The following is a 9,145-nucleotide window of genomic DNA, read 5'->3' as shown; positions in this document are numbered from 1 at the left end:
CACCGCGCCCTCCCACTTGTCCATGGACAAGTGGCGTCACGTCCGACCCGAACGTAAACGGCGTTTACGGTCCGCCGGCCGGGCCGCGTGCTCCTCGAGGAGCACGTGCACTCCAAGCCACAGCACCGCGGTGAGCGCCAGGTATCCGGTGGTCAGCTCCCACGGGGTGACCATGGCACCGGCCCACAGGCCGAGGGCGATGAACGCACCGTGGGCGGAGCCGACGAACAGCGTCCCCGGGAACCGGGCGCAGTACGAGGCCAGGGCGCGGGGTCTGACGCCGAGCCAGGCGCCGAGGCCGATCAGGGTGGCCGCGACGGCCGCGCCGTAGAGCAGGGTGAACACGGAGTCTCCTAAGTAGCGGGTACGGCTGAGGGCCCGTCACCGGGTGGTGACGGGCCCTCAAGGGCGCCGCTTGTCCATGGACAAGCGGCGCGGTCAGAATATCTTGAAGGGTCTCTGGACGACCTCACGCATGCCCGCCTCGAGCGCCTGGTGGTCCACGACCAGCATCCGGCCGGCTGTGACGACGGGGCTCGAGCGGACGGTGAAGATGTGCCCGATGCCCTGGTCGGCGACGGCCTGCTGGATCTTGGCGCAGTCGTCGGGGTGGCAGTAGATGGTGCGCTTGGCGTCCTGGGTGATCTGGTCCCAGAACCGGATCTCGTCCATGAACCGCTGCTCGCTGCTCACGGCTTCCCGCCAGTGGCGGTCTCGGTGTTCCGGCGGCGGGCGTCGGCCAGGAGTTCGGCGGCGAGCAGCATCTCCGGGCTCGCGACGAAGTGCAGCGGGGCCTGCCGCAGCCGCTGCTGCTGCGCTTCCAGGTTGACCACGCGCTCAAGGGCGGCTTTCTCGTCGAGGCTGCCGTACAGGATGCGGTGGAACACGCGGTCGCGGACGTCGCGAGGAATGTGCTCGAGTTCCATGGCCGAGTCCGCTCCGGCGAGCAGGCGCCGCAGAAGCTCCGTCTGCTGGTGGTACTGCTGGTCGTAGGCGTGCGCCTGGCGGGCCAGGGGCCTCCGGGCGAAGTACTGGTCGAGAATCGCGTCGGTGCGCAGCCCGCCGGTGTCGGCAATCGTTCGTGGCACCTGGCTGGTGCTGATCTCGTTCTGCCCAGGTTCTCCTTCCACCGCGTGGGCCCAGAACCTGAGATCGAGGTCGGGGCACGCACTGCAGCCGCTGGGGTGAGGTGGGCGGACCCTGCTCTGGAGGTAGGCGCGTACCCGGTCGTCCACCGCGCTGTTCGGCGGCCACGCGATGTGGCAGAACGCTGCCCCTGCGAACAGGTGCGCGTCCGCCATCAGCTCAGGGAGTTGACGCATCGACACCCTGATGTCCCCGACGGTGATCTCTTCCGGGTAGCTCACCGACGCGCCTCGGCTTGGGATCAGCACGAGGTAGCGGTGCGTGGTCATGCGGCCTGCTCGAGGTCGTCGTCCTGCGGGGTGGGAGCGGGCTCGCCTTCGGGGTCGAACATGGTCGGGGCCATGGAGCTCTCCTTGCTGAGGGTGCGGATGTGCTCGTCGAGCAGGGCCCGCTCGGCGCGTTCTTCGGTGGCGTGCCAGGCGGGGGTGTTGCGGCAGTGGGGACCGTGCGGGTGGGTCACTCGGTTTCGCCGTTCTCGAGGAGGTTCGCGACGGCTCGGAGGGTCGGCGCGTCGAGCCGGGGCGCAGCGTCGGGATCGACTGTCCAGCCGAGCTGCTCCTGCAGGCGTTCGAGGGCGGCGGCTTCGCGGCGCAGCCACACGGCGGCGGCGGTGCGCTCCTCGGGTGGGGTGTCCTGGGCGGCGCGGAGGGCGGGGAGCCACTCGGCCGGGCCGTGCTGGTTGAGGTGGAGCAGCAGGGCGTCCTCGACGCGCCGGTGCTGGGCGCGGGCGAGGAGGAGCAGATGGGCTGCCTCGTCGCTGCTGAGACCGGCCACGGTGGGGGCCAGTTGTCCATGGACAACTGGCAGGCGGTCGTCGTGGTGCCAGCCACAGCCCGGCAGGGGGCAGAGGTGGCGCAGGGTGTCAGCGGTCGGCTGCTGGGTCGGCACGGCTGCCTCCGAGGGTGCTCAGGCCGCACCGGATGCGCGCGGCGGTGTCGTCGTCCCGGGCCGGCGCCGCTCGAGGGCGGCGGCCCGGCGGGCCTGCTCCTCAGCTTCCTCCCGGGCTCTGACAGCCTCAACGAACTTCTCCTCCGGCTCGCGGATGGCCGGGCAGTGGTGGGCGTACGGGGCGAGCAGTGCGGCACGCCGCGCGTCCTGCTCGGCCCTGGCCTTCGCCCGGGCGGCCCGGGCTGCGGCCCGCGCGGCCGTCAGCTCGGCGCTCAGCTCCGCCGGTGCGGCCGGTGCCGGGCCGCGCTCCGGCACTGGTTCCGCTGACACCTCGGTGGCCCGGGGTGCCGCGCTCTGGTGGGTGGGGCGCAGGATCCGCAGCGACCTGACGGTGGGTCGGCCCATCGCGGTGTTGATCCGCTGGACGAGCTGCTGCTGGAACAGGTTCAGCTGGGTGGCGAACGCGGGGGAGCTCGGCCGCAGGTGCAAGCACAGCAGCTTCGAGTCGAAGTGCTCAGCCCGGACGTGGGCGGCGAGCTCCGGGGCGATGGTGGGCCAGCGCTCGAGGAGGTCACCCCCTGCGGCACCTGGCTGCCAGCCCCGCTCAGCCACGAGCCCGGCCAGCGCTGCTCCGAGGCCGACCGGGTCGCGGCCGCCCGAGCGCCTGGCGGTGCGCACCTGCTTGGGCTTCTGCCGGACGGTGGCGTCGAGGCCTCCGGTCTTCTTGCGGTGGGCGAGGGCCTGGGCGAGTGCTTCGCGGGCGAGGTCCCGCCCGGAGGGACTGGTGCTCACCGCTCTCCCCTCCACCAGCGCAGCAGGAGCGGGTCCGGCTTGCTGCACGGTGCGGCGGCGTTGAGGACGCGGTTGTACCGGGCGACGGCATCGGCCGCGTGCTCGCGCTGCGGAGTGGTCATCCGGCTGGTGAGGTGGCGCCAGTTCCCGTGAAGCCACACGCTGAACCAGGCTGCGTCCGCCGGGCTGCCGTCCGCCGGGTCGGCGTCGAGGACAGGCAGGACATCGGTGGCGTGCTCGACGGCCTGGACCCGCATGCTCGCGTTGACCGCCATCTCGCAGAAACGGCGGACCTGGCTGAGGGTGTGCTCGATGTTGACCTTCTCTGCTTCGGTGCGTGCTGACCGGGCGTCAGCGCGCAGGGCAGCGGCGCGGGCCTCGAGGAGCTGGGCTTCGATCTCGGCGTGCTCGGCATCAGCGCGGTGGGCGCGCTGCCGGGCCAGGCCCAGCTCTGCCTGCAGCTGGTCAGTCATGGTGCGGTTGGTCATGAGTGCTCCCTTGTGGCGGTGGCGAGGACGGTGCGGGCCTGGTCGCCGAACAGGGCCACCATCGCGGCGGCAGCCTGGTCCCAGTCGTCCTGCTCGGTGGCGGCCGGCTTGGGCAGGCCGGTGAGGTCGTCCAGGCCCTTCGCACGGCAGTCGGCGGACAGCCGGGCCAGGCCCTCGCCGATCCCGGCGAGGACGGCGGCCATCACCGAGCTGCTCCGGGCCGGGCGCAGCGGGGCGTTGGACTCGGCGTGCCGCTCGCTGGTGGAGATGCGGCTCTCCCGGCTTGCCTCGACCGCGCGCTGACGGGCCTTCGGGTCCGCCCACACCACCGCCGCACCGACCAGGCGGGCGGCGAGGAACCCGGACGGGCGGGTGATGACGTCGGCGGAGGGCCGCAGATGCAGCCAGGCCTCCACCTCGTCAGCGGTCCATCCCGCATCGGACACCTCGGCGATGACCCAGGCGATCCGGGCGACCGGCGGCCGGGACAGCCACAGGATGCGGCTCTTGAGCTCCGCAGCGAGCTGGAACCTGCGCCCGATCTTGTTCAGCCTGCGCGGCGTCGAGCCGTTCTTCGTCTCCCCGGTTGCCAGCTCGCGATTCCCCCCAGACGTCTCTAGAGGGACAGAGGTAGGTGAGTGGGTAAGGGAAGGCAGTACAGAACCACCCTCCATTGGGGTGCAACGGGCCGCCGCCGTCCGGGCCTTCTTCGGGCGCGGTGCGCGCACCTTCCGGGACGCCTTCTTCCCCAGCTTCGCGATCAGCTTCCGGCCGTGCTCGGCGATCCCCACCGGACGGCGCGTCAGACCCTGATGGGTGCAACGGATCCCGAGTGCCACGTCGAACGCCAGCGGCACGGTCCGGGTGAACACCGACGCCTGCGGCAGCGCGCCCCGGCGCCGGGTGCCCTTGCTGATGTACGCCAGCAGGCCGGTCTCCCGCAGCGCGGCCAGGTGGTACTGCACCGCGCGCTCCGACAGGGCCAGACGGCGCATCAGGTACTCCACCCCGGGACGGCACGGGTTCAGCTCCGCGAGGATCTGCGCGAGGCGCACCGTGGTCACGTTGAACCGCCGGTGGGCACCCGTCCCGTGCACCCAGTGCACGGCCTGCATCCACGAGTACGGGTCCTCGACGGCCCGGCCGGCGGTGCTCGACACCCACTGCCGTGGGCTCGGAACGAGCAGGGCGGGGCCCTCGAGGGACGTGTCCTGGGACACATTCGGGTCGAAACGGTGACCTGATGCCCCGTCAATGTGGCAACGCGAAACGACGTCGTGCATTATGAGCTCAGCCCTCCTGACTGTGTGCAGGGGCATGAAGAAGCCCCCTTGTGGGGTTCGGGGTTCAAACCGAACAAAGATCCGCCTTGCAGGGCGGTGAAAATTGCCTCCGAGAGGCCGGCTGGTAACCGGGTCTCAAGAGGCGCCGCAGAGGGACCGTGGGTTGGTAGCCCTGGTCACCGGAGCGGGTGAAGAACGAGTGGCCGTCAGGCGCCTGGTGTTGGTAGCACCGGGAGCAGCTGACCGGCCGGGCGGCAGGAACCTCGGATGAGGTGGCCCCGCCCAGCGATTCCTACGTCATCGAGATCCCCCTTGAGGGCTGCCTGTTGGTGCCCGGGGCCCGGAGCGGGCGACGGGAAGTCTCGAGGGCGGCCGTCCCGTGAACGCGCAAGGGCCCGCTACTCGACGGCGGTCGTGTGATGTTCACGCCGGAGTTGCGGGCCCTACTGGCCGGGCATCGGGGTGCCCGGGTACGCTGATTCACGAGACGACCGCCTCTCTTGCGGTAGTCGAAGGGGTCCGTTCCTCTCGCTCTCGGCGTTCCCGCGCCGGAGGGGAAGTCAGGGCCCCTTTCCATGTGCTGTTGTCGGTGTTGCGCAACGGTTCACCGAGAGTGAAACGCTTCCGCTGGCGTCAGCCTACCGCCTGCACACGGCAGAATGCACGCTCCTCGCCGTATGACTCCCACGGCTTGACGGAACGTCCGATCTGACCCCGTATCACCCGCTGAGCGCACTGTGCAGAACCGGACGAACCCGGCATCGCCTTGACTTCGATTACTTGGACAAAGATCAAAAAGTTGACCATGTAATACATGCGCCAAGATCCTTTGGGCTGTCGCCGCCATCGACCGGCCGGACGCTACGCGCCCGACCCGCCAACTAGGGGGAGCGGGTCCCCGCCAGGGTGAACACCCAACCGCACCCCGTCTCCTGAACAGTCGCCACCTGGTGAACGTGCCAGCACGGCCACACCGACCCCACGCCGCACGCCCCGCACAGCGGGCCGGCCACACCATTCACCGACCGCACCGGGTGATGCTCCTCCAGCACGGCCCCGATCTCGGCGCTCACCGCTGCTCCCGGGGTCCGCCGGAAACCATGCACGCGACCAGGTACAGCGCCTGGGCCTCGGTGAACCCAGCCGCCACCTGGGCGACGAACATCTCGTGCATCGCCGAGGCGCTCTGGGCGAGCTGGGTAAGCGGGAAAGACGGCATCTCGTCAGACATCGACGTTCTCCTGGCGGTCTTGGACGGCGAGCAGCTGAAACAGGTCCCCGGGGGTGACCCAGCCCGGCCAGCGGCCGTCGGCGAATAGTTGGACACCGGCGTCCGTGTACGCCTGGTCGGCGAGCTGGGAGCAGATCATGTGCCGGGTGGAGGCGATGAAGCGGCGCAGCCCCGGTGCGGGGATCCGCAGGCGGCGCAGAGCGAGCGCCAGGTAGTCGGCGAAGCTGTAGCCGACGCCCTCATACGCGGCGGCGGTCTCGGCGATGAGGACCCGGTGGCTGTACGTCAGGCCGGCCGGGGCAACGTACAGGACGTGCTTGCCGTCGTAGTCGGCGAGGGGCCGGATGCGGGCCCCGCTGGGCATCGCCTCGATCAGCCGGCCGCCGGGCAGGACAACGAAGGCGTGCTCGTACATGCCGAAGCCGGTGCCGTTGATCCACTGGCCGAAACGGACGAGGACCCCGATGGGGCCCTCGATGGTGGTGAGCCCGATGTCGCCGGGCTGGGGCGCGGATCTGATCACTGGGGGTCTCCTGGTGGCGTGTCGGCCGGGGTCGGGGACTCCCGGTAGTTGATGGCGTAGCCGGGCAGCCCGATGCCGAAGTCCGGGTCGGCGGAGGCCGGGCGCAGCGGCGCGCAGAGGACGCTCTCGTCGATCGAGCACATCGGGTGGGCCTGGGACAGGCCGGCCTGGAGGCCGGTCCAGCGGAACTGCTCCTGGCAGTTGGCGCAGCGGACCTTGATGTCGGCGGAGTAGCCGATGACGGTGGGGTCGTTGTCGTTGGCGGTGAGGCGGTTGACCTCGACGGAGGCTTCGAAGTCCTGGTGAGGGCAAGGGAGGTCGGGGTTCTGCACGGTGGGCTCCAGCGGGTTGGTGGTCACGCGGCGGCAAGGACGATCGCGCCGACAATGACGCCGAGCTGAGCCCACAGGTGCTTGGGCAGCTTCGCGGTGCAGTCCTGGCAGCGGATCTCAGCGACACGGGGGTCCATGCGCAGCCGGCCGCCGCACGCTGGCGCTTGCGGGTCATCCGAGTCGAAGCCCCGCGCCGGGTACGGGCACGGGTACGGGATGGTGACGCGGGGGTCGCGCTCGCCGGTGACGATGGCGGTCATCTCCCCCACCAGGTGCCGCAGGTCGACGGAGAGGGCGTGCAGGTCGACCGGCTCGTGGCAGGCCCAGTTGAGGTTGATGGACAGGTACGCCAGGACGGCTTTCAGGCCCTGGTCGGGGTTGCCGCGGAACTCGGTGACGGGCTGGCCGCCGCGGACTTGGCGCCAGTGGTCCTCGTGGACGCGCAGACGGTTCGTCACGTCCCCGGCGAGGAGGCTGATCGCAGCCAGGTTCCCGGGGGCGGCCGAGCCGGTGCCGCCGGGTGTGGAGCGGCCGCCAGTGTCCACGGCCGTGCCTTTCAGGGTGCAGGCGGGCAGGCGGGGCCACAGTGCGGCGACGTCCCGCAGCCGGCTGTTCGTCACCTGTTCGCAGCGGCAGCACGCGGTGCGCCCTTCGCTGACCTCCTTCTCGTACAGCGGCAGCGCGCAGCAGGAGCACACAGGCAGGGCGCTCTGGCCCTGGTCGTCGTCCGGGTGCCGCTCGCCGTTGGCGATCACCGGCTGGCTCCTTCGGCTTCGGGGAGATCGTCGCGCCAGCGGATTCCCCGACGCTCGTCGTGGTGCCAGATGTCGGCGTGTGGGCGCAGGGTGCAGAACAGCGGCTCCTCGGAGAACGGGGCGATGGGGTGGGCCATGTCGTCGCACCGGACGGGGGCCGGGGTCAAGCCGGGGCGGAGATGGCGTTCCTGGTCGGTGGGCGGGAGGTTCACCGGGTGCTCCTCTGGCGGGGGAAGGGGCGGGACGCGAAGAAGACCTCGGCGTTCGTGTCGTCGGCGGCGGGGCGGCGGGTGATGTGGCGGGCTATGCCGATCCACCACCAGGTGCTGCCCTTGGTGTCGTACTGGCGGACGAAGAACAGCGGCCGCACCCCCGGCTCGGTGACCGGCTCGTAGAAGTGCTCGTGGTCGAAGCGCCCGCACTCGCCGCACTGCTCGGGCAGGCCGCGTAGCAGCGGCGCCCGGCGGCGGTCGGAGGCGAGGAAGACGGTGCAGGGGGTGAGGCGGGCGCCGGGCTTGGCCGGGTGGCGGAGAACGGTGGGCTTCACGAGGGGCCTCCTGGTGAGGGGTCAGCCGGCCTGGGCCAGCACGGTGCCGGTGGGGAAGGTGACGACGTCGCCCCCGGTGTCCGGCTCGGCCACCGGGGTGGCCAGAACGGGAGTGAGGCGGTACTGGGCGGTGCAGGCCCGGCAGGCCACGCCGTCCACGGTCAGGACCAGGGCAGCCTCGGCGCAGGCGGGGCACAGGGGCTGTCCGGCGCGGCGGTGGGCGTGCTGGGCGTCGAGGAGGGCGCTGGCGAAGTCGGGGTCGCGGTCTCGGGTGTTGTGGATGGTGGAGCGGGACACCCCGGCTGCGGTCGCGGCCTCCGCCAAGCTGGCACCGGTGCGCAGCGCGTCCAGGAGGGTCTGGCGGCGGGCCGCACCGCCGGGGGTGGCGGGGTCGAGGCGGGCGGGTTGCCCCCGGCCCCGCCGCTGGGCCGCCCCGGGCGCGGCCGTGGCCGCCGGAACACCCCGGCCGGTTGGGCTGGGGCTCACCGCTGCTCCCCCACGCCCGGCCGGTCCGGCACCACGGCGGCGGCCTGCTCAGCCAAGCCACCCATCGCCGCCCACCCGGCCGCGAAGTAGTCGTCCGCAGCGCGCTGCAAGGCCGCGGGCTCCCAGCGGGTCCGGGCCCGGCACTGGCCCGCCCACAGGCCGGCCGCCGCCCCGGCCGCGAACACCAGCCGGTCCCGCTCCGCGCCGGGCGGCACCGACGGCGCCAGCACCTCCACCAGCGCCCCGGGCGAGCGCACGTGCTGCAGCAGCCCGGCGGACAGCAGCCCGGCCAGGACCATCGCCGAGGACACCACCATCGTGCGGCCGCGCTCGTCGAGGACCCGGCGGGCACCCTCAGGGATCTCGTCCCACTGCTGCGGCTCGCCGTCATCGGTCATCGCCGTTCTCCTCCCAGAGCATGAAGTCGATGCCCGGCTCCAGGCCGGGCTGCTGGCCGAGTGCCCGGTGCAGCTGCCCGGTGGAGTGCTCCAGCAGCTGGTACCGGGTCTGGGCGACGAAGTGGTCGCGGTGCCGGGCGGCCTGTTCGGCGGCCAGGGCCCGGCGCCAGCGCTCCCACGAGATCCGCCACCACCACGCGCCCCCGACGAGGAGGAAGACCAGCGTTACTACGGCGTGCACCACGGGCTGCTCCTTTCGCACGGGGGTTCTGGGTA

The 9,145-nt window shown here is 71.7% G+C and carries 17 protein-coding genes; all 17 read right to left on the bottom strand.

Annotation, left to right across the window (positions count from 1 at the left end; genetic code table 11):
• Positions 1–36 precede the first annotated feature (36 nt).
• The 17 genes from ACKUU6_RS32290 to ACKUU6_RS32210 all read right to left on the bottom strand — a co-directional run bounded on the left by ACKUU6_RS32290 (position 37) and on the right by ACKUU6_RS32210 (position 9,113).
• Complete coding sequence (locus ACKUU6_RS32290; protein ID WP_407992329.1) at positions 37–345, bottom strand: hypothetical protein; 309 nt, start codon at positions 343–345, stop codon at positions 37–39.
• A 93-nt stretch (positions 346–438) separates the two neighbouring features.
• Positions 439–693, bottom strand: a complete 255-nt coding sequence (locus tag ACKUU6_RS32285) for a hypothetical protein (protein ID WP_407992328.1) — start codon at positions 691–693, stop codon at positions 439–441.
• Complete coding sequence (locus ACKUU6_RS32280; protein ID WP_407992327.1) at positions 690–1,415, bottom strand: hypothetical protein; 726 nt, start codon at positions 1,413–1,415, stop codon at positions 690–692. Before ACKUU6_RS32280 ends, ACKUU6_RS32285 begins: the two co-directional genes overlap by 4 nt.
• The gene (locus ACKUU6_RS32275) at positions 1,412–1,606 is read right to left on the bottom strand and encodes a hypothetical protein (protein ID WP_407992326.1); all 195 of its coding nucleotides are present in this window, start codon (positions 1,604–1,606) and stop codon (positions 1,412–1,414) included. Before ACKUU6_RS32275 ends, ACKUU6_RS32280 begins: the two co-directional genes overlap by 4 nt.
• Positions 1,603–2,034 carry a hypothetical protein gene (locus ACKUU6_RS32270; RefSeq protein ID WP_407992325.1) on the bottom strand — a complete coding sequence of 144 codons (432 nt, stop codon included), beginning with the start codon at positions 2,032–2,034 and terminating at the stop codon, positions 1,603–1,605. Before ACKUU6_RS32270 ends, ACKUU6_RS32275 begins: the two co-directional genes overlap by 4 nt.
• 18 nt (positions 2,035–2,052) lie before the next feature.
• A complete protein-coding gene (locus ACKUU6_RS32265) occupies positions 2,053–2,826 on the bottom strand; it encodes a DciA family protein (RefSeq protein WP_407992324.1) in 774 nt (257 codons plus the stop codon).
• The gene (locus tag ACKUU6_RS32260; RefSeq protein ID WP_407992323.1) at positions 2,823–3,314 is read right to left on the bottom strand and encodes a hypothetical protein; all 492 of its coding nucleotides are present in this window, start codon (positions 3,312–3,314) and stop codon (positions 2,823–2,825) included. Before ACKUU6_RS32260 ends, ACKUU6_RS32265 begins: the two co-directional genes overlap by 4 nt.
• Positions 3,311–4,474: a transcriptional regulator gene (locus ACKUU6_RS32255; protein ID WP_407992322.1), complete on the bottom strand. Its 1,164-nt coding sequence runs from the start codon at positions 4,472–4,474 to the stop codon at positions 3,311–3,313. The genes ACKUU6_RS32260 and ACKUU6_RS32255 overlap by 4 nt, the downstream gene beginning before the upstream one ends.
• Positions 4,475–5,666: 1,192 nt before the next feature.
• On the bottom strand, positions 5,667–5,828 hold the full coding sequence (locus ACKUU6_RS32250; protein ID WP_407992321.1) for a hypothetical protein: 162 nt from the start codon (positions 5,826–5,828) through the stop codon (positions 5,667–5,669).
• The gene (locus ACKUU6_RS32245) at positions 5,821–6,351 is read right to left on the bottom strand and encodes a hypothetical protein (protein ID WP_407992320.1); all 531 of its coding nucleotides are present in this window, start codon (positions 6,349–6,351) and stop codon (positions 5,821–5,823) included. Before ACKUU6_RS32245 ends, ACKUU6_RS32250 begins: the two co-directional genes overlap by 8 nt.
• The gene (locus ACKUU6_RS32240; RefSeq protein WP_407992319.1) at positions 6,348–6,710 is read right to left on the bottom strand and encodes a hypothetical protein; all 363 of its coding nucleotides are present in this window, start codon (positions 6,708–6,710) and stop codon (positions 6,348–6,350) included. Before ACKUU6_RS32240 ends, ACKUU6_RS32245 begins: the two co-directional genes overlap by 4 nt.
• On the bottom strand, positions 6,707–7,438 hold the full coding sequence (locus ACKUU6_RS32235) for a hypothetical protein (protein ID WP_407992318.1): 732 nt from the start codon (positions 7,436–7,438) through the stop codon (positions 6,707–6,709). The genes ACKUU6_RS32240 and ACKUU6_RS32235 overlap by 4 nt, the downstream gene beginning before the upstream one ends.
• The gene (locus ACKUU6_RS32230; RefSeq protein WP_407992317.1) at positions 7,435–7,650 is read right to left on the bottom strand and encodes a hypothetical protein; all 216 of its coding nucleotides are present in this window, start codon (positions 7,648–7,650) and stop codon (positions 7,435–7,437) included. The genes ACKUU6_RS32235 and ACKUU6_RS32230 overlap by 4 nt, the downstream gene beginning before the upstream one ends.
• On the bottom strand, positions 7,647–7,985 hold the full coding sequence (locus tag ACKUU6_RS32225; protein WP_407992316.1) for a hypothetical protein: 339 nt from the start codon (positions 7,983–7,985) through the stop codon (positions 7,647–7,649). The genes ACKUU6_RS32230 and ACKUU6_RS32225 overlap by 4 nt, the downstream gene beginning before the upstream one ends.
• A gap of 21 nt (positions 7,986–8,006) precedes the next feature.
• Entirely contained in the window at positions 8,007–8,471 is a 465-nt protein-coding gene (locus ACKUU6_RS32220; RefSeq protein WP_407992315.1) for a hypothetical protein, read from the bottom strand.
• Positions 8,468–8,869: a hypothetical protein gene (locus tag ACKUU6_RS32215; RefSeq protein WP_407992314.1), complete on the bottom strand. Its 402-nt coding sequence runs from the start codon at positions 8,867–8,869 to the stop codon at positions 8,468–8,470. Before ACKUU6_RS32215 ends, ACKUU6_RS32220 begins: the two co-directional genes overlap by 4 nt.
• Positions 8,859–9,113, bottom strand: a complete 255-nt coding sequence (locus tag ACKUU6_RS32210) for a hypothetical protein (protein WP_408649652.1) — start codon at positions 9,111–9,113, stop codon at positions 8,859–8,861. Before ACKUU6_RS32210 ends, ACKUU6_RS32215 begins: the two co-directional genes overlap by 11 nt.
• Between the last annotated feature and the right edge of the window lie 32 nt (positions 9,114–9,145).

The sequence above is a fragment of the Kitasatospora sp. CMC57 genome (genome assembly GCF_045866025.2).
Classification (GTDB): domain Bacteria; phylum Actinomycetota; class Actinomycetes; order Streptomycetales; family Streptomycetaceae; genus Kitasatospora.
This window is presented reverse-complemented; position numbering and strand designations above follow the sequence as displayed.

Bases quoted from the DNA above. Each gene is read 5' to 3' on its own strand.
- ACKUU6_RS32250 (WP_407992321.1), bottom strand. From the start codon at position 5,828: ATGTCTGACGAGATGCCGTCTTTCCCGCTTACCCAGCTCGCCCAGAGC.
- ACKUU6_RS32280 (WP_407992327.1), bottom strand. From the start codon at position 1,415: ATGACCACGCACCGCTACCTCGTGCTGATCCCAAGCCGAGGCGCGTCG.
- ACKUU6_RS32260 (WP_407992323.1), bottom strand. From the start codon at position 3,314: ATGACCAACCGCACCATGACTGACCAGCTGCAGGCAGAGCTGGGCCTG.
- ACKUU6_RS32215 (WP_407992314.1), bottom strand. From the start codon at position 8,869: ATGACCGATGACGGCGAGCCGCAGCAGTGGGACGAGATCCCTGAGGGT.